The 20,666-nt window shown below is 70.0% G+C and carries 24 protein-coding genes; 16 read left to right on the plus strand and 8 right to left on the minus strand.

What is annotated here, in order from left to right; translation table 11 throughout:
* Positions 1–83: 83 nt before the first annotated feature.
* The 7 genes from G6N10_RS15490 to G6N10_RS15520 all read left to right on the plus strand — a co-directional run bounded on the left by G6N10_RS15490 (position 84) and on the right by G6N10_RS15520 (position 5,418).
* Positions 84–893 carry a bifunctional DNA primase/polymerase gene (locus tag G6N10_RS15490; RefSeq protein ID WP_163742527.1) on the plus strand — a complete coding sequence of 270 codons (810 nt, stop codon included), beginning with the start codon at positions 84–86 and terminating at the stop codon, positions 891–893.
* The gene (locus G6N10_RS15495) at positions 890–2,380 is read left to right on the plus strand and encodes a DNA primase family protein (RefSeq protein WP_085095030.1); all 1,491 of its coding nucleotides are present in this window, start codon (positions 890–892) and stop codon (positions 2,378–2,380) included. The genes G6N10_RS15490 and G6N10_RS15495 overlap by 4 nt, the downstream gene beginning before the upstream one ends.
* Before the next feature lie 464 nt (positions 2,381–2,844).
* Positions 2,845–3,033: a hypothetical protein gene (locus G6N10_RS15500; protein ID WP_085095028.1), complete on the plus strand. Its 189-nt coding sequence runs from the start codon at positions 2,845–2,847 to the stop codon at positions 3,031–3,033.
* A 2-nt stretch (positions 3,034–3,035) separates the two neighbouring features.
* Positions 3,036–3,350 (plus strand): hypothetical protein, encoded by a 315-nt coding sequence (locus tag G6N10_RS15505; RefSeq protein WP_085095026.1) that lies wholly within the window; start codon positions 3,036–3,038, stop codon positions 3,348–3,350.
* Positions 3,347–3,679, plus strand: coding sequence for a hypothetical protein (locus G6N10_RS15510; protein WP_085095024.1), 333 nt, complete (start codon positions 3,347–3,349; stop codon positions 3,677–3,679). Before G6N10_RS15505 ends, G6N10_RS15510 begins: the two co-directional genes overlap by 4 nt.
* The gene (locus G6N10_RS15515) at positions 3,676–4,194 is read left to right on the plus strand and encodes a hypothetical protein (protein WP_085095022.1); all 519 of its coding nucleotides are present in this window, start codon (positions 3,676–3,678) and stop codon (positions 4,192–4,194) included. Before G6N10_RS15510 ends, G6N10_RS15515 begins: the two co-directional genes overlap by 4 nt.
* Before the next feature lie 138 nt (positions 4,195–4,332).
* Positions 4,333–5,418, plus strand: coding sequence for a phage major capsid family protein (locus G6N10_RS15520; RefSeq protein WP_085095020.1), 1,086 nt, complete (start codon positions 4,333–4,335; stop codon positions 5,416–5,418).
* A gap of 461 nt (positions 5,419–5,879) precedes the next feature.
* Here the strand turns inward: G6N10_RS15520 and G6N10_RS15525 are convergent, their stop codons facing one another.
* On the minus strand, positions 5,880–6,395 hold the full coding sequence (locus G6N10_RS15525; protein ID WP_085095018.1) for a hypothetical protein: 516 nt from the start codon (positions 6,393–6,395) through the stop codon (positions 5,880–5,882).
* A 469-nt stretch (positions 6,396–6,864) separates the two neighbouring features.
* Between G6N10_RS15525 and G6N10_RS15530 the strand changes: the two genes are divergently transcribed.
* Positions 6,865–7,026, plus strand: coding sequence for a hypothetical protein (locus G6N10_RS15530; protein ID WP_163742530.1), 162 nt, complete (start codon positions 6,865–6,867; stop codon positions 7,024–7,026).
* A gap of 168 nt (positions 7,027–7,194) precedes the next feature.
* Here the strand turns inward: G6N10_RS15530 and G6N10_RS15535 are convergent, their stop codons facing one another.
* Positions 7,195–8,157, minus strand: a complete 963-nt coding sequence (locus G6N10_RS15535) for a metallophosphoesterase (protein WP_085095016.1) — start codon at positions 8,155–8,157, stop codon at positions 7,195–7,197.
* A 62-nt stretch (positions 8,158–8,219) separates the two neighbouring features.
* Positions 8,220–10,664 carry a transglycosylase/D,D-transpeptidase PonA2 gene (ponA2, locus tag G6N10_RS15540; RefSeq protein ID WP_085095014.1) on the minus strand — a complete coding sequence of 815 codons (2,445 nt, stop codon included), beginning with the start codon at positions 10,662–10,664 and terminating at the stop codon, positions 8,220–8,222.
* A gap of 268 nt (positions 10,665–10,932) precedes the next feature.
* Here ponA2 and G6N10_RS15545 point away from each other — a divergent pair, with 268 nt between their 5' ends.
* Positions 10,933–11,286: a WhiB family transcriptional regulator gene (locus tag G6N10_RS15545; RefSeq protein WP_085095012.1), complete on the plus strand. Its 354-nt coding sequence runs from the start codon at positions 10,933–10,935 to the stop codon at positions 11,284–11,286.
* 6 nt (positions 11,287–11,292) lie between these two features.
* Here G6N10_RS15545 and G6N10_RS15550 read toward each other — a convergent pair whose 3' ends face one another.
* Together G6N10_RS15550 and G6N10_RS15555 are read right to left on the minus strand one after the other, a co-directional pair.
* A complete protein-coding gene (locus tag G6N10_RS15550) occupies positions 11,293–12,423 on the minus strand; it encodes an ArsA family ATPase (RefSeq protein ID WP_085095010.1) in 1,131 nt (376 codons plus the stop codon).
* Complete coding sequence (locus G6N10_RS15555) at positions 12,423–13,430, minus strand: ATPase BagA (RefSeq protein ID WP_085095008.1); 1,008 nt, start codon at positions 13,428–13,430, stop codon at positions 12,423–12,425. Before G6N10_RS15555 ends, G6N10_RS15550 begins: the two co-directional genes overlap by 1 nt.
* Before the next feature lie 48 nt (positions 13,431–13,478).
* Between G6N10_RS15555 and G6N10_RS15560 the strand changes: the two genes are divergently transcribed.
* The 3 genes from G6N10_RS15560 to G6N10_RS15570 are packed head-to-tail and all read left to right on the plus strand — an operon-like array spanning position 13,479 to position 14,910.
* Positions 13,479–13,640, plus strand: coding sequence for a Sp36 family protein (locus G6N10_RS15560; protein ID WP_109750471.1), 162 nt, complete (start codon positions 13,479–13,481; stop codon positions 13,638–13,640).
* 2 nt (positions 13,641–13,642) lie between these two features.
* The gene (locus G6N10_RS15565) at positions 13,643–14,104 is read left to right on the plus strand and encodes a RidA family protein (RefSeq protein WP_085095006.1); all 462 of its coding nucleotides are present in this window, start codon (positions 13,643–13,645) and stop codon (positions 14,102–14,104) included.
* Positions 14,105–14,109: 5 nt separating this feature from the next.
* On the plus strand, positions 14,110–14,910 hold the full coding sequence (locus tag G6N10_RS15570) for an MBL fold metallo-hydrolase (RefSeq protein WP_085095004.1): 801 nt from the start codon (positions 14,110–14,112) through the stop codon (positions 14,908–14,910).
* 267 nt (positions 14,911–15,177) lie between these two features.
* Here G6N10_RS15570 and crp read toward each other — a convergent pair whose 3' ends face one another.
* Both crp and G6N10_RS15580 read right to left on the minus strand, forming a co-directional pair.
* The gene (gene crp / locus G6N10_RS15575) at positions 15,178–15,852 is read right to left on the minus strand and encodes a cAMP-activated global transcriptional regulator CRP (protein ID WP_085095002.1); all 675 of its coding nucleotides are present in this window, start codon (positions 15,850–15,852) and stop codon (positions 15,178–15,180) included.
* Between the two features lie 105 nt (positions 15,853–15,957).
* A complete protein-coding gene (locus G6N10_RS15580; protein ID WP_133055114.1) occupies positions 15,958–16,242 on the minus strand; it encodes a hypothetical protein in 285 nt (94 codons plus the stop codon).
* Positions 16,243–16,392: 150 nt separating this feature from the next.
* Between G6N10_RS15580 and nth the strand changes: the two genes are divergently transcribed.
* Genes nth through marP form a run of 4 tightly spaced genes read left to right on the plus strand, consistent with a single transcriptional unit; the run spans position 16,393 to position 19,687 of the window.
* Positions 16,393–17,073, plus strand: coding sequence for an endonuclease III (gene nth / locus G6N10_RS15585; RefSeq protein WP_085095104.1), 681 nt, complete (start codon positions 16,393–16,395; stop codon positions 17,071–17,073).
* Entirely contained in the window at positions 17,074–17,700 is a 627-nt protein-coding gene (locus G6N10_RS15590; RefSeq protein WP_085094998.1) for a TlpA disulfide reductase family protein, read from the plus strand.
* Positions 17,700–18,503, plus strand: a complete 804-nt coding sequence (locus G6N10_RS15595; protein ID WP_085094996.1) for an NUDIX hydrolase — start codon at positions 17,700–17,702, stop codon at positions 18,501–18,503. Before G6N10_RS15590 ends, G6N10_RS15595 begins: the two co-directional genes overlap by 1 nt.
* Positions 18,500–19,687 (plus strand): acid resistance serine protease MarP, encoded by a 1,188-nt coding sequence (gene marP / locus G6N10_RS15600; RefSeq protein WP_085094993.1) that lies wholly within the window; start codon positions 18,500–18,502, stop codon positions 19,685–19,687. Before G6N10_RS15595 ends, marP begins: the two co-directional genes overlap by 4 nt.
* Positions 19,688–19,702: 15 nt before the next feature.
* Here marP and G6N10_RS15605 read toward each other — a convergent pair whose 3' ends face one another.
* Complete coding sequence (locus G6N10_RS15605) at positions 19,703–20,662, minus strand: alpha/beta fold hydrolase (RefSeq protein ID WP_085094991.1); 960 nt, start codon at positions 20,660–20,662, stop codon at positions 19,703–19,705.
* Positions 20,663–20,666 lie beyond the last annotated feature (4 nt).

Raw genomic sequence — 20,666 nt, forward strand, 5'->3', positions numbered from 1 at the left:
ATCACCCAACACCGGCCACTCAAACCGTCCGCGCAAGAGGACTGAGAAGGAGACACCCCAAGATGCCTCACAACCAGGAAACCATGCAGCTTAACGAGCTGCCAAACACGCGCGGAGTGTTCGCGCGGATCGCGCCCACACTGGCGGCCGAGGGCTGGCAGGTCTTCCCGCTCGTGCCGGGTACCAAGACCCCCTACGCCGGGTCGCACGGGCACCTGGACGCCACCGACGACCCCGCCGTGGTGTCCCGCTGGGCACGGGAGACGCCAGAGGCCAACGCCGGGGTGAGACCACCCGAGAGCGTTGTTGTGTTGGACGTAGACGACCCGGTGACATTCGAGTCCTGGTGTGCAGCAAGGCGACTCGCGACGCCGGACACGCGGACAGTCCACACCCGGCGCGGGGTCCACCTGTACTACCGGCTACCGCAGCCGGTGGACCTGCGCGCTCAGCTGGTCGGGGTCAAGGTGGACCTCAAGAGTCACCGAGGGTTCGTGCTGGCACCCGGGTCGGTGGTCGGCGGCCACACCTACCGCCTGTCTCGGGAAACCCCCCCTGCTGACCTGCCGACCCTGCCGTCGCAGTGGCTGCCGCTGGTGACCCGGCCGCAGCGTCAGGCGTCCCCGCCGTCCGGCCCACAGAGGGGGCTTCCCTCCGGCGCGGACCCCACCCGGCTGGCGCGTCTGCTGAGCGTCAAACGACCCGGTGACGGTCGGCGCGGGTTCCTGCGCTGGGCGCTGTGTGAGGCGCACCGGACGTTCACCGGCGCGGAACTGCAGCACGCGGTCGGCGCTCTGGTCGAGGCGGCCGGGCACGTCGGCCTCGACCCCGCCAACACCGCCGAACTGGCGGAGTGGGCCAACCAGGAGTTCACCCAGGAGACTAGCTCGTGACCCGTTACACCGACCTCGAACTACGCCACCACGACGGTCGCCTGCGGCTGGACGATTCGCCGGTGTCGGCGTACCTGGCGCAACGGATGCGCCCGCTTTACCGGTGCGTGTCCGGTCTGGGTTGGCACCACTACGACGGCCGAGTGTGGCGACCTGTCACCGACGACGAGCTAACCACCGAAGTTCAAACCCAGCTGACTGACTTGTTCGCCGAAGAGGCACCGCACGCCGAGTCGGACCGCCGAAAGCGGCTCGCCGGTCTGCTGTCGGGTGGCCGCATCCGAGCAGTTAAGGGTCTCCTACGCGGCTTGCTGCACGAGGACGCCAGCCGGTTTGACTCACGCGAGCACGCACACCTGCTCAACACCCCAAACGGCGTGGTCGATCTGCGCACCGGCGAGCTGGGACCACACAACCCGGACTTGCTGCTGACCAAGATGACCACCGTCGAGTACCGGCCCGACGCGCGACACCCGGACTGGGATAAGGCGTTACAGGCGTTGCCGCCGGAGGTAGTCACGTGGGTGCAGGTCCGACTCGGTCAGGCGTTGACCGGCGTACCGCCGGGTGACGACCTGCTCATGGTCTGGCACGGCGGAGGGGAGAACGGTAAGTCGACCTTGCTGGCGTTCCGGTTCGCACTGGGTGACTACTCCGGCGACATCAGCGACCGAGTGCTGACCGCACGAGCGGGCGACCACCCGACCGAGCTCACCGACCTACGCGGGTTGCGTTGCGCGGTCCTGGAAGAGCTGCCACCCGGCCCGCTGTCAGAGAACCGGCTCAAGCGGGTGGTCGGCACCGACAAGATCACCGCGCGCCGGATCCGCGAGGACACCATCTCGTGGTTGCCGACTCACACTCCGATCATCGTGACCAACCACCTGCCACGAGTGGCCGAGACCGACCACGGCACCTGGCGACGACTGGTCTTGGTGACCTTCCCGTTTCGGTACCTCAAGCCGGGCCAGCCGAAGCGGCTCAAGACCGAATTGCGTGGCGCACCTGGGCTGCGCGAGCGGGTTCGCGACAACACCGACAAGCAACACGAGGCAGCGCTTGCCTGGTTGGTGGCCGGAGCGGTCCGCCTGTACGGAGGCACCGACTCCCAACACCTGCCGCCAGTGCCCGACCAGGTCCAAGCCGACACCGAAGAGTGGCGACACGGCGTGGACTTGCTGGCGCTGTTCGCCGACGACGAGTTGGTGTTCGACCGGGCGTGGTCGGTCAAGTCCACAGACGTGTTCGGCGAGTTTCAGAAGTGGCTGGCCAACCACGGGCAAGCGGAGTGGTCTGACCAGACGTTCACCGAGCGGCTGCAGACCCACCGGTTGGCACAACAACACGGGCTGACCAAGACCCGAGTGCGACCCAAGCAGCTGTCGTTTCCACGCTGGCAGAAAGCACCGAAAACACCTAGCGCCAAGGTCTCTCAGTGGCACGGCGTGAGGTTCCGCACGGCCGACGACGACCAGGGAGAGTCGTGAGCGGGCAGGGTCGGGCAGTAGTCGGATGGGCGTTCTCACGAGGGGACCAGATCCTAAGACCGCCTACCGACTATTGCCCGCCCCTGACCACCCCCTCTGACCTGCGGCGGAGCAGCCACCCCGGGCAGAAGGGTAACCCCCTCTCCGGACCCGGCACGCGAGTCAGCAGGGGGGGCCATCCTCCCGGAAGAGCCCCCCTGCCTACTGTCTGCCCGACTGCCTGGCAGCAGGCCACGAACTGTGCCCGATCGGGCACATATGTGCCGCACACCCCCCGTCCAGCACTGTGCCGACTGTGCCGCCCCCTTAGGGGGCACAGTGGGCACAGTGCACAGGGACCGGGCGCAATTGTGCCGAAACACCCTGACCCCCAACAACATCGACAGACAGGAGAACTCGTGGCGCCCATCGGCCGTGACAGGCAAGCCTCGACCACTCACCCACTGAGTCAGGCAATCGGGATCGTGCACGCGTGGCTGGACCGTGGCCCACTGACCGACACCGAGCTGTACCGACTGGCTGCAGATCGCGGCCTGTCCGCCAGCCGAGTAGGTCCGGCGCTCAATGCGATGACGCAGCGCAAGGAGATCGAACGAAGTGCCGACCGGATGTACCGGCTGGCCACCATCCCGACCCAACCGAAGGAGAGCTAGAAGTGACCGACAACCGACCTGAACTCGACCCGCATCAGTGGTCGATCGCTGGCGGACTGACCGCCGTCGCCATCGTGCGCGCTGTCGCAGAGGGCGACTACGTCCACGCCGAGGAACTGTGGCAGACCGAGCGGATCCACGATGGCCAAGGCCAACACGTGGTCGCGGCACTGGCCATCATCGCGACCAACGCACTGACCAACCTCGCCACGTTCGACCAGCCGCCGACGACGCTGAACAAACTGCTCGACCGCCTCAACGACCACTACGCGGCCGAGATCCGCGCCCAGTTCAACTACCACAAGGAGACCAAGTGACCACCGACAACGACCGACCCACCGACGCCCAGATGTACGAAGGCGTGGTCCGCGCGGCAGCGGTGATCGCGGCCGCGATGGCGGGGCAGATGAACTTGGTCAACCGGACGATCTCGTACGCCGAATCGACCGGCCACGGTCCGGCGCTGGTTAACGGCATGGTCACCATCGCGGCCGAGGCGCTGGTGGCCGCCGTCGCCTACGCCGCCGAGGATCCGGTCGAGGGCGTGACCACGGACCGGCTGCTGTACACGATCTGTGAGACAGCGCGCACGGGTGCGCAGATGGCCCGCGACATCCAACAGCTCACCGAAGGGACCGACCAGTGACCACCAAGCCCAAGACCGACCCGGCCGACGACGACCAGACCGACGGAAAGCCCACGGAGACACCGGGAACCCCGGACGGGGCCGACACCCCGGAGCAGCCTTCCGAGGCCGACGACGGGCAAGCGGAGGGCCAGGAGGACACCACCGGAGACGACGAGCCGGTGCGTAAGCTGCGCCGGGAGGCCCAGAACCTGCGCCAGCGTGCCAAAGACGCCGAGGCCAAGGTGACCGAGTTGACCGACCGCCTTGCCGCCGTTGACCAGTCGATGGTTGCCGCTGCACTCGACCCGACCGGGGTGTCGCCAGCGGTGTTCAACCGCGCCGGACCGCCGCTGGACGAACTGCGCGACGAGTCTGGGGTGATCGACCTGGGCAAGGTGACCGCAGCCGCCGAGGCTCTCAAAGCGGAGTTTGGGATCCGACCCGGACCACAGCCAAATCCGCAGCAGGGCACGCCATCTCAGCGCAGAGCCGCGAACACACTCGCCGAGGCGTTCACCGGCCGCCGACGCTGATGGTTGAATGGGAGGTGGAGCTGCGACCCCGGTGGTCAACGCTCCACCTCCACAGCGCCAGGTGCGCTCACGGCCGTGGCCCCGGTGGTCCCGGCCGGTCCTCAAATCGACGCACCTGACTAGCCTCTGGAGGCAAACATGACCGCTGAAGCTCACTCAAGCCAGACCACCGCGAAGCCGTTCCATCCGGACTCGACCCTGATCGAGGCCGACCAGGTGGTCGCCGACGCGCTGTACCTCACCTCAGCGCAGAACCGTGGCGAGCTGACCAACGACGAAGCGTCCCTGCGCATCGGCCTGGTGAATGACGATGACGCCAGCACCGTGCGCGAGCTCGAAACCATCCCGCTGTCGGAGGCCGGGACCGCCGAGGTAACCGTCCAGACCACGACCGTCGCGGCGTACCAGGAGGTCTCGCGCGCCCAGTACGAGACCGAGGGTTTCGGTGGCGTGCTGGCCGCCAGCATCGCGCGCTCGATCACCCGTCGCGCCGACCGGGTGCTGCTGACCGACGTGGACGCCAGCACCGGCATCCTGGCCGCCGCTGGCGCGACCGAGGCCACCGTGGGCGACGACCTGTTCGCGCTGAGCGACCTGGCCGCCGACCTGGAGACCCTCGGCGCAGACCCGGACCATTGGTTGATGGCACCTCGCACCTGGGCAGCCCTGCAGCGCGTGGTCCGCGCCTCGGGGTCGAATGAGTCCCTGCTCGGCCTCGGCACCAGCGACACCCAGCGGCTGCTGCTCGGTCGCGAGGTCCGCACCAACAAGGCTGTGCCCGAGGGTGTCGGCCTGCTGGTCGATCCCAAGGTCGTGGCCGCCGTCTACAGCCCACTGCGCGCCGACGTGAGTTACGACGCCGGGTTCCAGAAGATCGCGGTGGCGGTCCGGTCGGATTGGCGGGTCGGTCACGTGCTGACCCGGCCGGAGCGCCTGGGTCGGTTCTACGTCGACGGGGTGACCGGCAGCTCGATCCTGGACCTCGGTGGGGCGACCGATGGCACCTACAGCCTGACCTTCCGTGGTCGCACGACCGCAGCCATCGCGCACAACGCCAACGCTGGCGCGGTCAAGACCGCACTGGTCGCACTCGATGACGGACTGCTGGCTGACGCGTGGACCGTGACGAGCGCAGACGGCAAGTTCACCATCGGTCACCCGGCAGGCGTGCTGTCCGGATCCGGTGAGCTGCTGGTGGGTGGTACAGGGCTGGTGGTCAGCTAGTAAGACCCGCGCTCGCGGGTCGGTGCCAGGTCGACTCCTTTCACGACCCGGCGCTGGCCCACGCTTGAGCGCGACGACCGGTCCCGGCGCTGTGCGGGTGCTGCCGCAGGCGTCGGGGCCGGTCAACACCAACAGGCGAGGTGGCACCCGCAACGCGGGTCGGGGTCGGCAACCCGACAGCCACCTCGCCTGACCTGTACCCAGGGGGGAATAACCTCCTTCCCCCTACTCCGCAATCCATATGGGCAATGGCGGCTTGTGTACTCAAAGTGCCGGAGAATCAGGGGTAACCCCATCTCTCGGGTACCGCCTGGGCGCTCCGCTGGCGTCGTCCGGGTGTCTCCGTTGTCCTCCGTCGCACTCGGACCACTGTCCCGGTACCTCTGCCGGGGTGCGGGGTCGCCAGACAGCAGGAGGGCTCCCCGGGTCTGTCCGGAGAGCCCTCCTGTCGGCGCGCTGGCTCAGCTGGCACGCTTGGCCAGCTTCGTGCGGTGGTTGACCGCGACTCGAATCGCCTTACGGATCAGGGCATCTGAGCATCCGACCATGTGGCGGCTGACCTCGGCGTCCAGCCAAGGTGTGTCGGCGGTGATCGGCGCGGTCTCGGCAACTCGGCGACCCACGATCCCCGCGTACCGCGCGTCGTGACCCTGTGCGAACAGGCTCCGGGTGGTCGCTCCACAGCCGCAGTGGCAGGCGTTCAGGTCGGCAGGCTTGCGGGTCCGCTTGGCCTTGACCGGCTTGGCGTCGGCGAGCTCGTCGGCGGCCATGTCCTCGATCTCGGTCTGCGCGTCGGCCTCGGCCTGGTCGGCGTCCAGGGTCTCCCGCAGCACCTGCTGGCCGGTGACGGTCAGCGTGCCGTCTGCCTCGATCAGACCCAGCTTGGCGAGCCGCTTGGTCTTGGTGTGGTGCAGCTTCGTGCCCTCGGCGTGGTCGGTCAGGTCGGCCTGGATCTGGTCGGTGATGTTGGCGTTCATGTCGTGCTCCTTCCGGCGTTGTGGCTGATACCCGGGGGGGTATCGAAATTCAAGTTAATCACCGAGGATCGTTCGCACACAAGTTCGAAACCGTCACCCGGGGTCACGGCCGGGGTCACCGGATGGTTCGTAGAGGGCAGTAGAGGATGTCACACCACCGTATGCAACACCGCCGATAAGAGCGGTCGAGGTGGTCGTGACTGGGGATTCCGGGGAGGGCTGCGCTTCGTCCCGAACGAAGCACGCTACCAAGCTGCGCCACACCCCGAGTGAAGCCTGGACAGCGTATCGCACCGATACCCCCGGAAGCCAAACGCCCTCCTGTCGGTGGTCGGGGCCACACTTGAGGCGGTCGCCGAGGGCGATCACGTAACGGTTCGGGATTAACGCGGAGTGTCGGGGAGGTTATACGCAGCAGACAACGCAACCTTTGACAGGACCACACCTGCTGGGAAGGAAGTGGGCGATCATGACCGCTCTGGGTGCGACCATTTACGGCGGCTTCTTTGTCCTCGCGGCGCTCTGGCTCGGGCTCACCCGTGAGTCGGCCGACGCCGAGATCGACGACTACAACGACACCGCCGCGCCCAAGCGCGCACGGGTGCTCGCCGGGCGCGGCGTGCTGCGCTGAGCCGGCCCACCCGGTTCCTCGCGGGCTCGTTCCTCGCCCGCTCGTCAGTCAGCCGGCGCCTTTACGGCTGACCTTTCCTCGCGGGCTCGTTCCTCGCCCGCTCGTCAGTCAGCCGGCGCCTTTACGGCTGACCTTTCCTCGCGGGCTCGTTCCTCGCCCGCTCGTCAGTCAGCCGGTACTGACCGCCGTGGGCCGCTTGCGGTCCAGCCCGAGGTCGGCGTCGCGCCCGCCGGTGGGCGCCGCGGTCAGCGTCAACAGGGTGGCCTCCGGGCGGCAGCAGAACCGCAGCGGCGCGAACGGCGAGGTGCCGATCCCGCCGGACACGTACAGCGCGGTGTCGGTGCCCCACCGCGAGGCGCCCCGGGCCCGGGTGCGGTCCAGATCGCAGTTGGTGACCAGCGCGCCGTAGAACGGCAGGCGCAGCTGCCCGCCGTGGGTGTGCCCGGCCATGATCAGCTGGTAGCCGTCGTCGGCGAACCGGTCCAGCACCCGGGTGTAGGGCGCGTGCACCACGCCGAGGCGCAGGTTCGCCGCCGGGTTCGGCGGCCCGGCGATGGTGTCGTAGCGGTCCCGCTCGATGTGCGGATCGTCGACGCCGGCCGCGGCGATGGTCAGCCCGGCCACCTCAATCTCGCGGCGGGTGTGGGTCAGATCCAGCCAGCCGCGCTCGGTGAACGCCGCCCGCAGGTCCTGCCACGGCAGCGGGTTGCCGTGCACCCGGTGGTCCTTGTCGGTGAGGTACTTCGCCGGGTTCTTCAGCGTCGGCCCGAAGTAGTCATTGCTGCCGAACACGAACACCCCGGGCACCGCCAGCAGGTCGCCGAGCGCCTGCACCACCGCGGGCACGGCGCGCGGATGCGACAGGTTGTCGCCGGTGTTGACGACGAAATCCGGCTCCAGCGACGCCAGTTCGCGCAGCCAGGCCTGCTTGAGCTGCTGGCCCGGCCGCATGTGGATGTCGGACAGGTGCAGCACCCGCAGCGGGGTGGAGCCGGGGGAGAGCACCGGCATGGTGACCTCGCGCAGCGCGAAGGCGTTGCGTTCGATCAGCGAGGCGTAACCGACACCAGCGATTGCAGCACCGAGGGACACCGCGGCCGTGGTCTTGAGGGCGGGCAGAACTGCGGGCATGGCCTCAGCCTACTGCCCGGCTGCCACCGGCACCCGGGTTCACGGTCGCACCGGCCCGCGGCCTACGGCGGCGGCGGTGGCGGCGGCGGCCCGAGCACCGGCACGGTGATCGGCGGCAGACCCGGAATCTCCACCACCGTGGAACCGAACTCCTGCGGGGGCATCGGCAGCCCCACCGGCGGCGGCGGGGGCGGCGGCGGGGCCGGCGCGACGCCGTTGCTCAGCAGGATGGTGACGATCGAGCCCGGAATGGTTTGGCCGTTCGGCGTCGTCCCGGTCACCGTCCCGTAGCTCGACGAGCTGTTGACGTACGACGGGTTCTCCGCCACCTGGAAGCCGACCTCGGTGAGCCGCTGTCGGGCCTGCTCCTGGGTCAGCCCGGCGACGTTGGGCACCCGCGAGTTCGGGCCGCCGTCGACGAACCGCGGATCGGTCGGCGGCAGCACCACGTCGCCGAAGTTGGTGGCGATCGGCTTCATCGCGGCGAACCAGCTGCGGGCCGGCTCGTTGCCGCCGAACAGGTTGCCGTCGCCGCACTGTCGCAGCGGGAACGAGCACAGCTCGCCGGGGTTGTTGGAGTCGTCGTAGATGTAGTTGGCTGCGGCCAGGGTGTTGGTGAACCCCAGGAAGCCCGACGAGCGGTGCGCGTCGGTGGTGCCGGTCTTGCCCGACATCGGCAGGTCCCAGCCCACGCTGCCGGCGGCCGGGGCGGCGGTGCCGCTGCCCAGGTGGTCCTTGCTCAGCGCGACGGCCAGGGTGTTGGCCAGCCCCTCGGGCACCACCTGCTCGCAGGTCTGGGTGGTCACCGAGATCTTCTTGCCGTGCCGGTCGGTGACCTCTTCGATCGGGTTCGGCGGGCACCAGGTGCCGCCGGAGGCCAGTGTGGCGGCCACATTCGACAGCTCAAGGGCGTTTACCGCGAACGGCCCCAGGGTGAACGAGCCGATGTTCTGCCGCTTGATGAAGTCGGCCAGGCTCTCGTTCTTGTCGTTCTCGTAGGCGCGGGCGGTGCCCGGGTCGGCGTAGGACCGCAGGCCCAGCTTGATCGCCATGTCGACGGTGCGCGGCACCCCGATCTGCGAGATCAGCTTGGCGAACGCGGTGTTCGGCGACGTCGCCAGCGCGTCGGTGACGTTCATCGGCGAGCGGTACGACGAGCCGCCGGAGTTCTGCACGCACCAGGTGTCCTTGGGGCAGCCCTTGATGCCGCCGCTGCCCAGGCCCTTGGCGTCGAAGCGGTTCGGCACGTCGAGCATGAAGTTGGTGCCCATGCCCAGCTCGAGTGCCGCGGCCACGGTGAACACCTTGAAGATCGATCCGGCGCCGTCGCCGACGAGGGAGAACGGCTGCGGCTGCATGGTCTGCCCGAGCGCGTCGTCCAGCCCGTAGGTGCGGTTGCTGACCATCGCCAGCACCGGATGGCTCTCCTTGCCCGGCCGGATGATGTTCATCACGCTGGCGACGCCCGCCGCGTCCGTCGGCGCGAACTGGTCGACGGCGCCCTTGGCGGTGGCCTGCACGTCGGGATCCAGCGTCGTCTTGATCAGGTAGCCGCCCTTGGAGACCTGCTCCTTGCTCAGGCCGGCGCGGGCCAGGTACTCCTGCACGTAGTCGCAGAAGAACGCCCGGTCGCCGGCGGCGATGCAGCCGCGCGGCAGCTCGTTGGGCTGCGGCAGGATGCCCAGCGGCTCCTGCTTGGCGGCCCGTAGTTCGGCGGCCTTGGCCGGGACGTTCTCGATCATGGTGTCGAGCACGATGTTGCGCCGGGCCAGCGCGCCGTCGGGGTTGACGTAGGGGTCCAGCGCGCTTGTCGACTGCACCAGGCCCGCCAGCAGCGCCGACTGCTGCCAGTTCAGGTTGATGGCGTCGATGCCGAAGTAGGTCTGGGCGGCGTCCTGGATGCCGAAGGCGCCGTTGCCGAAGGACACCAGGTTCAGGTAGCGGGTCAGGATCTCCGGCTTGGTGAACGTCTTGTCCAGGGTGAGCGCCATCCGGATCTCGCGCAGTTTGCGGGCCGGGGTGGTCTCGATCGCGGCGCGGCGCTCGGCGTCGGTCTGGGCCAGCACCAGCAGCTGGTAGTTCTTCACGTACTGCTGCTCGATGGTGGAGCCGCCGCGGGTGTCGACGTCACCGGAGGCGTAGCCGGCCACGCCGGTCAGCGTGCCCTTCCAGTCGACGCCGTTGTGCTCGGCGAACCGCTTGTCCTCGATCGAGACGATCGCCAGCTTCATGGTGTTGGCGATCTTCTCGCTGGGCACCTCGAACCGGCGCTGCGAATACAGCCAGGCGATGGTGTTGCCCTTGGCGTCGACCATGGTGGTCACCGCGGGCGCGTCGCCCTCCAGCAGCTGCGCCGACCCGTTGGCCACCACGTCGGTGGCCCGGTTGGAGGCCAGCCCGACGATCCCGGCGATCGGGAACAGCATCGCGGCCACCAGCACGCTGGCGAGCAGGCAGCACCAGGCCAGCTTCACGATGGTCCCCGCGAGTTGCGGACGGTCCGACATGGCTACAGCGTAACGGCGGTGTTCGTGGCCCGGCAGGGACTCCCGTACTGGCCGGTAGAACCGTGATTCGGCCGGGCCGAGACGGCCGTCCCAAAAAAGTGCGGGGCCCGGTGTTGCATTCCGTGGCCCCGCGGGCCTAACTTAAACACACAATGCGACATACGTAACACACGTATATGCACTGTGGCGCAGATCGCAATGGCGTTTACGTAACGGTCTGAGCCGTAGGAGCGCCGCCTCGGGCGGCCAGAGCGATAGGGGATCGCAGGTGTCAGTGAGCCGGCCAGCATCGCGCAGGACCAACATGTCGGCGGTCAACGGTGTCCTTCAGGGCGCCGAGGCCGAAGCCCGAATTGCCTGGGTCTCCAAGGCCCGGTGCCGCGGCGCCGATCCCGATGAGCTCTTCGTCCGCGGCGCGGCGCAGCGCAAGGCCGCCGTCATCTGTCGGCACTGCCCGGTGATCAGCGAATGCGGCGCCGACGCGCTGGACAACCGCGTCGAGTTCGGCGTCTGGGGCGGCATGACCGAGCGGCAGCGCCGCGCCCTGCTCAAGCAGCACCCCGAGGTGGTTTCCTGGGCCGACTTCTTTGCCGCCCAGCGGAAGCACCGCAGCGTCAGCTGACCGCGCTCAGCCGGCCTGCAGTTCCCCGGTGATCTGATCGGCGATCGCCCGCAGCGCATCCAGGTCCGACACATCGAACGGCAGCGACGGCACACCCACGATCCGCACGTGCGGGTTCGCCCCGGTGAACCGCGACAGCAGCCGGATCTCCCGCTTGGCCGTCAGCGCCCGATCCGCGTGGATCCGCAGCACCCCCGCGCCCAGCGAGGCCGGGTCGGTGCTTTCCAGCTCGATGGCCCCGTCGATCGCCCGCTCCGCGGTCAGCGCCGAGAGCGTCGGATGGGTCCGGTTCAGGATCAGCCCGGCCAGCGGCATCGCCTCCTGGGACAGCCGGTCGACGAAGAACGTCGCCTCCCGCAGCGCGTCCGGCTCGGCCGCCGAGACCACCACGAACTGGGTGCCGCGCCGCTTGAGCAGCTCGTAGGTGCGGTCCGCGCGATCCCGGAACCCGCCCAGCGTGCTGTCGAGCGACTGGATGAACGACGAGGCGTCGGCGAGCATCTGCGAGCCGAGCACCGTCGACATCGCCTTCATCGCCAGCCCGACGGCGCCGGCCACCAGCCGCCCGATACCGCGGCCCGGGGCCAGCAGCAGCCGCCACAACCGGCCGTCCATGAAGCTGCCGAGCCGCTTGGGCGCGTCCAGGAAGTCCAGCGCGTTGCGCGACGGCGGGGTGTCGACGACGACGAGGTCCCAGCGATCCTGGGCCAGCAGCTGGCCCAGCTTCTCCATCGCCATGTACTCCTGCGTGCCGGCCAGTGAGGTCGCCACGGTTTGGTAGAACTGGTTGTTCAGGATGCTCTCGGCGAGCCCGGGCTCGGAATTCTCGATCACCATCTCGTCGAAGGTGCTGCGCATGTCGAGCATCATCGCGTGCAGCTCGCCGGGCACCTCCTCGGGCAGCGGCACCCGCTGCGGGGTGTTACCCAGATCGGTGATGCCCATCGACTGGGCCAGCCGCCGGGCCGGATCGATGGTCAGCACCACGACGGTGCGGCCGTACTCGGCGGCGCGCAGCGCCATCGCCGCGGCGGTGGTGGTCTTGCCGACGCCGCCGGCGCCGCAGCACACCACCACCCGGTTGGCCCGGTCTTTCAGGATCGCGCCCAGGTCGAGGGCCTTGTGCGTGCCGGTCATCACCGCACTCCTTGCTCGGCCAGCACCTCGGCCAGTTCGTAGAGGCTGCCCAGGTCGACGCCGTCGTTGATGGCGGGCAATTCCAGTCGGGGGACCTCGACGTCGTCGAGCGCGGCGGCGCTGTTGGCGCGGGTCCGGATCAGCGACGCGTGCTCGATGGTCTCGGTCAGCAGGCCGGCGAAGTCCTCGTCGGACGGGTTGATGCCTACCCCGGCCAACTCGGCCCGGATCGTCGTGGCGTCCAGGTCGCCGTCGGCGGCCGGCTCGAGCACCTCCATCGGCAGGAACGCCGGGATGTTGCGGTTGACGATGACGGCGCCCACCGGCAGCTCCAAGGACCGCAGCTCACCGACCGCCTCCACCGTCTCCTGCAGCGGCAGCGACTCCAGCAGGGTCACCAGGTGCACGGCGGTCTGGTCGGAGTGCAGCAGCTTCACCACGCCCTCGGCCTGACCGTGCACCGGCCCGCCCTTGGCCAGCTGGGAGATCGCCTTGGTGACGTCGAGGAACTTGCCGATCCGCCCGGTCGGCGGGGAGTCGACCACCACCGCGTCGTACACCGGCCGGCCGGACTTGTCGACCCGGGTGACGGCCTCCTTGATCTTTCCGGTGATCAGCACGTCGCGCAGGCCCGGGGCGATGGTGGTGGCGAACTCGATGGCGCCGATCCGGCGCATCGCCCGGCCGGCCAGACCCAGGTTGTAGAACATGTCGAGGTATTCCAGGAACGCCGACTCGATGTCCAGCGCCAACGCGTTGACCACGCCGCCGCCATCGGCGGTGGCGATCTTGGTCTCCTGGTAGGGCAGCGGCGGAACGTCGAACAGCTGCGCGATGCCCTGGCGGCCCTCGACCTCGACCAGCAGCACCTTGCGGCCGCCCGCCGCCAGCCGCAGGGCCAGCGCCGCGGCCACGGTCGACTTGCCGGTGCCGCCCTTGCCGCTCACGAAATGCAGCCGAACTTCGGACAACCGGGTCGGCCAACCGACGGGAGAAGGGGGCGCCATGAGAGCAGCCTAAACAACGGCGCTGGGGGCGGCGTTAAGCTCGGCAATATGACCCAACCGCAAGCCTGGGAATACGCGACCATTCCACTGCTCACCCACGCCACCAAGCAGATCCTCGATCAGTGGGGCGCCGACGGCTGGGAGCTGGTCTCCGTGCTGCCCGGCCCGACCGGCGAACAGCACGTGGCCTACCTGAAGCGGCCGAAGTGAGCATGGCGGCGAAACCGTCCGAGCGCCTCGCCGAACTGGGCTACTCGCTGCCCGAGGTGGTTCGGCCGCTGGCCGCCTACCTGCCCGCCAAGCGGGTCGGCGAGCTGGTCTACACCGCGGGCCAGTTGCCGGTGCGCGACGGCGCGCTGCTGGCCACCGGCAAGGTCGGCGCCGCGGTCAGCCCCGGCGACGCCGCCGAGCTGGCCCGGATCTGCGCGCTCAACGCGCTGGCCGCGGTCGACTCGATCGTCGGCATCGACCAGATCGTGCAGGTGGTCAAGGTGGTCGGCTTCGTCGCGTCGGCACCCGGCTTCAACGGCCAGCCCGGCGTCGTCAACGGGGCCTCGGAGCTGCTCGGCGAGATCTTCGGCGAGGCCGGCGCGCACGCCCGCTCGGCGGTCGGGGTCTCCGAGCTGCCGCTGGACGCCCCGGTCGAGGTCGAGCTGATCGTCGAGGTCAGGTAGCCGCGATGGCCGCGCCGACCGAGCACCCGGCCTACGGCGTGCTGCGGCCGGTCACCGACACGGCCTCGGTGCTGCTGTGCGACAACCCGGGCAAGATGACCCTGGAGGGCACCAACACCTGGGTGCTGCGCGGGCCCGGCGCCGACGAGATGGTCGTCGTCGACCCCGGTCCCGACGATCACGAGCACCTGGCCCGGCTGGCCGAGCTGGGCCGCATCGCGCTGGTGCTGATCAGTCACCGGCACGGCGACCACACCGACGGCATCGACACCATGGTGTCGGCGACCGGCGCCGTGGTGCGCTCGGTGGGCAGCGGTTTTCTGCGCGGGCTCGGCGGCCCGCTGACCGACGGCGAGGTGATCGACGCGGCCGGGCTGCGGATCACCGTGCTGGCCACCCCGGGCCACACCGCCGACTCGGTCTCGTTCGTGCTTGAGGGCACCCGCGGGCAAAACGGCGCGGTGCTCACCGCCGACACCGTGCTGGGCCGCGGCACGACCGTCATCGACAGCGAGGACGGCGGGCTGCGGGACTACCTGGACTCGCTGGACCGGCTCGGCGCGCTCGGGCCGCTGCGGGTGCTGCCCGGACACGGCCCCGACCTGCCCGACCTGGTGGCCGTCACCGACATGTACCGGGAGCACCGGCAACAGCGGCTGGACCAGATCCGCGCGGCGCTGCGCGAGATCGGCGAGGACGCCGGCGCGCGGGCGGTCGTCGAGCACGTCTACACCGATGTCGACGAGAACCTGTGGGACGTCGCGGAATCGTCGGTGCGCGCCCAACTGGACTACCTGCGCGGCTAGCGGGCCGGAGCAGCCGTCGTCGCCCAGCGCCCCGCGCCGGAGCAGCCGCCGTCGCCCAGCGCCCCGCGCCGGAGCAGCCGTCGTCGCCCAGCGCTCACTTACGTACACCCAGATCGGCGTGTCGCGTGCAGGGATGAGCGCTCGCGGAAAGGACCGTCGCCCAGCGCGCAACCGTGTACACCCACATCGGAGTGTCACGTACCAGGTTGAGCGCTCGGCGGCAAAGGGCTGCCGCGCTCTGCGGAAAGGGCTACCGAGCTTGCGGCGTCACCGCGCTCGGCGGGCCAGCCGTTCGCTGTCGCTGATCAGCACGCTCTTGCCCTCCAGCCGGATCCAGCCGCGCTGGGCGAAGTCGGCCAGCGCCTTGTTCACCGTCTCCCGCGACGCGCCGACGAGCTGCGCGATCTCTTCCTGGGTCAGGTCGTGGGTGACCCGCAGCGCGGCGCCCTCCTGGGTGCCGAACCGCTGGGCCAACTGCAGCAGCTGCTTGGCGACCCGGCCCGGCACATCGGTGAAGATCAGGTCGGCGAGGTTGTTGTTGGTGCGACGCAGCCGCCGGGCCAGCACCCGCAGCAGCTGCTCGGCGATCTCCGGGCGGTCCTGGATCCACGCCTTGAGCGCGTCGCGGTCCATCGAGACCGCCCGCACCTCGGTGATGGTGGTCGCCGACGACGTCCGCGGGCCCGGGTCGAAGATCGACAGCTCGCCGAACATGTCCGACGGGCCCATGATGGTCAGGAGGTTCTCCCGGCCGTCCGGCGAGCGGCGGCCGATCTTCACTTTGCCGGAGATGATGATGTAGAGCCGGTCGCCCGGCTCGCCCTCGGCGAAAATGGTGTGTCCCCGAGGGAAGTCGACGGGCTGCAGCTGTTTGGTCAGCGCGGCGACGGCGGTGGGTTCGACTCCCTGGAAGATTCCGGCCCTGGCCAGGATCTCGTCCACGTTGCCCCTCTACAGTTCTCTGGTGGTCTGATACGCGCCGACCAGTGTGGGAATCGGCAGCGCTTCGGCCAGTGTAAAGGTCGTCACACCGGCAACGAGGTCACGCTACACATCATTGGTGCGCCGAGTCGGCTGAAACTGCGGATTCATCGCCGCCGGGCGGAAAACTCGGGTCGGCAGCCCCGGCTCGTCGAGCACGCTCATCAGCGGGTACGGCGGCCCGGAATTGGCCGGCGCGCCCCCGATGGCGCGCGGCCGGCTCCGCTCGATCAACTCCAGCAACTCCCGTTCGCCGTCGTCGAGTTTGCCGAGCAGCTTCTCCACGCGCTCCAGCGCGAACGTCCCCAGCATCAGCAGGCTGGGGACCAGCGTGGGGATCAACCATGACACGAATCGCAGTTAACACCGGCAATATCTCAGGGCGATCACGTTTTGCCGACCGCTCGGTCGCACTTCGGCGCGTCGGCATCGCCTACCCTGTGACGGGTGACGAAGGCCAAGCAGGAGACCCGGTTGGGGCTGGTCCGACGGGCCCGGCGGATGAACCGGAAACTGGCCGTCGCGTTCCCGCAGGTGTACTGCGAACTGGACTTCACCAACCCGCTGGAACTGACCGTCGCGACCATCCTGAGCGCCCAGAGCACCGACAAGCGGGTCAACCTGACCACCCCGGCCCTGTTTGCTCGATACCGCACCGCGCTGGACTACGCCTCGGCCAACCGGGTCGAGCTGGAGGAGCTGATCCGCCCGACCGGCTTCTACCGCAACAAGACGTCCGCGCTGATCGGGCTGGGCCAGGCCCTGGTGGAACGGTTCGACGGCGAGGTGCCCGCCGCGATGGCGGAGCTGGTCACGCTGCCGGGCGTCGGCCGCAAGACCGCCAACGTGGTGCTCGGCAACGCCTTCGGTGTCCCCGGCATCACCGTCGACACGCACTTCGGCCGGCTGGTCCGGCGCTGGGCGTGGACCGATGAGGAGGACCCGGTCAAGGTGGAGAAGGCGGTCGGCGAACTCATCGAGCGCAAGGAATGGACCCTGCTCAGCCACCGGGTGATCTTCCACGGCCGCCGGGTCTGCCACGCCCGCAAGCCGGCCTGCGGGGTGTGCGTGCTGGCCTCGGACTGCCCGTCCTACGGCATCGGCCCGACCGACCCGCCGACCGCGGCGAAGCTGGTCCGGGGCCCGGAGACCGAGCACCTGCTCGCGCTGGCGGGGCAGTAGATGACCGGCACCGGCCGCACCATGATCGCGGTGATCGCCGTGCTGGTCGCGCTGGTCGCGGTGTTTGTGCTGGAACTGCGCGGGTCGCCGGCCGAGCCGGACGCCCCTGCCCCGGCGGTCGACGCCGCGGCGCTGGCCCAGGCCCGCGCCGACGCCGCGCTGCCGCCGTGTCCGTCCGGCGGCGACGGCACCGAGGTCGCCGCGCTGGCCGAGGTCACCGTGGCCTGCGCCGCCGACGGCGACCCGGTCCGGGTGGGCCCGGCGCTGGCCGTCGGCACCCCGGTGGTGCTGAACCTGTGGGCGTACTGGTGCGCGCCGTGCGCGGCCGAGTTGCCCGCGCTGGCCGAGTACCAGCGCCGCGCCGGGGACACCGTCACGGTGGTCACCGTGCACCAGGATCGCAACGAGGCGGCCGGGGTCGCCCGGCTGGCCGAACTGGGCGTGCGGCTGCCCACCCTGCAGGACGCCGACCGTCGCATCGCCGGTGCGCTGGGCGTTCCGAACGTGATGCCCGCCACCGTCGTGCTGCGCGCGGACGGTACCGTTGCCCAGATCTTGCCGCGGGAATTCGCCCACGCCGACGAGGTCGAGGCCGCGGTCGCCGCGGCGCTGGAGAAGCCCCGGTAATGCCGGTGGCCGGTGCGGTCCGGAACGACGAAGAGGTGGTGCGCATGCCGATGCCCGGGTCCCCCGAGGTGTCCCCGGCCTGGCTGCGCCCGCTCGTCGACAATCTCGACGGGGTGCCCAAGGCCTATCGCCGCCGGGTGCCGCTGGATGTCCTGGCCGCGATCACCGCGGCCAGCGCCACCGCGTCGCTGACCGGGACCCGGCGCGACGCCGCCGTGCTGGTGCTGTTCTCCGGTGCCCCCGACGCCGGGCCCGACGGCGGCCCGCCCGCCGACGCCGACCTGCTGGTCACCGTCCGCGCCTCCACACTGCGCCACCACGCCGGGCAGGCCGCCTTCCCGGGCGGTGCCGCCGACCCGGAGGACGCCGGCGCGGTGTCGACGGCGCTGCGGGAGGCCGCCGAGGAGACCGGCCTGGACACCTCCCGGCTGCGCACATTTGCCACCCTGGACAAGATGTTCATCCCGCCGTCGAACTTCCACGTGGTGCCGGTGCTGGCGTACTCCGCCGACCCCGGCCCGGTCACGGTGATGGACCCGGCGGAGACGGCGATGGTGGACCGGGTGCCGCTGCGGGCGTTCGTCAACCCGGAGAATCGGCTGATGGTGTACCGCGCCACCGGCAGCAAGCGGATGGCCGGGCCGGCGTTTCTGCTCAACCGGATGCTGGTGTGGGGCTTCACCGCGCACGTCATCTCGGCGATGCTCGATGCCGCCGGGTGGGCGCGCCCTTGGGACAGTAAGCGTGTGATGGAACTCGATGATGCGATGGCGCTCGTCGGTGGAGAGGACTTGACCCGATGACGTCGTCGCAGTGGCTGGACATCGCGATCGTTGCGGTGGCGTTCGTCGCCGCGGTGTCCGGCTGGCGCTCCGGCGCGCTGGGCTCGCTGATGTCGCTGGTCGGCGTGGTCCTCGGCGCGGTGGCCGGCGTGCTGCTGGCGCCGCACCTGGTGTCCGGCATCGACGGCGACCGGATGAAGCTGTTCGCGACGCTGTTCTTGATCCTGGCGCTGGTGGTGATCGGCGAGATCGCCGGCGTGGTGGTCGGGCGGGCGGTCCGCGCGGCGCTGGAGAACCCGGTGCTGCGGGTGGTCGACTCGGTCGTCGGGGTGGCCGTGCAACTGGTGCTGGTGCTGGCCGCGACCTGGCTGCTGGCCACCCCGTTGACCACCTCGGGCCAGCCGAACCTGGCCAACGCGGTGCGCGGTTCGGTGGTGTGGGGCTACGCCGACTCGCTGGCCCCGGAGTGGCTGCGCGAGGTGCCCAAGCGACTCTCGGCGCTGTGGAACACCTCCGGCATGCCCAGCGTGCTTGAGCCGTTCGGGCGCACCCCGATCGCCGAGATCAGCGCCCCGGACCCGGCCCTGGCGACCAGCCTGATCGTCGAGACGGTGCGCCCCTCGGTGGTGAAGATCCGCGGCGTCTCGCCGGGCTGCCAGAAGGTGCTGGAGGGCACCGGGTTCGTCTTCGCGCCCAACCGGGTGATGTCGAACGCGCACGTGGTGGCCGGTTCGGATTCGGTCACCGTGGAATCCAACGGGCAGAGCTACGACGCGACCGTGGTGGCCTACGACCCCAACGCCGACATCTCCATCCTGGCGGTGCCGGAACTGCCGGCCGCCGCGCTGGAGTTCAACGACGACCGGGCCGACCCCGGCACCGACGCCATCGTGCTCGGCTATCCCGGCGGCGGCGACTTCCAAGCCACCCCGGCCCGGGTGCGCGAGGTCATCGAGCTCAACGGCCCGGACATCTACCGCACCACCACCCTCAACCGCGAGGTGTACACGATCCGCGGCACGGTCCGGCAGGGCAACTCCGGTGGTCCACTGATCGACCGCAGCGGCCGGGTGCTCGGGGTGGTGTTCGGCGCCGCCGTCGACGACGACGACACCGGTTTCGTGCTGACCGCCGAGGAGGTCCGCCGGCAGCGGGACAAGGTCGGCAACTCCGAGCGGGTGCCGACGGGGTCCTGCGTCGGGTAGGAGTTGCCCGGGAGGTCAGGCCCGCAGCTCACCGAGGAACCGCCCCAGCTGGTCGTTGACCGCGTCGGGGGCCTCCTCGTGCGCGAAGTGCCCGGCCCCGGGGATCGTGACGAAGCGCCCGTGCGGCGCCCAGCGCCTGCTGCGGGTGACGGCGTCGGCCAGCACGTAGGGGTCGGCCGCGCCGTGCAGGTGCAGCACCGGGATGGTCAGCGGGCGGTCCATCGCCCGCATGAAGCGCCTGCCCTCCGAGCGCAACTGGCTGCGCACCGCCCAGCGCTCGTATTCCAGCGCGCAGTGCGCCGCGCCGGGGATCCGGAACGCCACCCGCAACTGCGCGATGGTCTCGGCGAAATCCGCGGTCTGCTGCCAGGCCGGCGAGGCGCGGTGCCGGATCAGCGCCTCGAGTTCGCGGGCGTTGTGCCGGGTCAGCTGGTGTTCGGGCCAGCGCGGCAGCTGGTGCTGCAGCAGCGTCGGCAGCAGCGCGCGGCCCTGGTCGCGACGGGTCAGCGCGGCGCGTTTGAGGGCCGCCGGGTGCGGCGAGCTGACCACGGCGATGGCGTCGACCCGCCGCGGATGCAGCACCGAGGTGGCCCAGCAGACCAGCCCGCCGTCGGCGTGCCCGACCAGGGTGGCCGAGGTGTGCCCGAGCGCGCCGATCAGGCCGGCGGTGTCACCGGCCAGCGTCCAGCCGTCGTATCCGCGGGGCGGCTTGTCGCTGCCGCCGTACCCGCGCAGGTCCACCGCGACCACCCGGGCGCCGGTCAGGCCGCGCAGTTGGTGGCGCCAGGACCACCAGAAGCCGCCGAACCCGTGCAGCAGGATCACCAGCGGCCGGTCGGTCGGTGCGACGGCGGTGTCGGCGTCGGTCAGCGGGTCGGCCTCCACCACGTGGAAGCGGATGCCGTTGGCGTGCACGTCCAGGTGGCGCCACGGACCGCCGAGTCGGACGGCCGACGGGTCCGGCGGCGCTACCAAACCG

It is taken from the genome of Mycolicibacterium fallax, assembly GCF_010726955.1.
Classification (GTDB): Bacteria; Actinomycetota; Actinomycetes; order Mycobacteriales; family Mycobacteriaceae; genus Mycobacterium; species Mycobacterium fallax.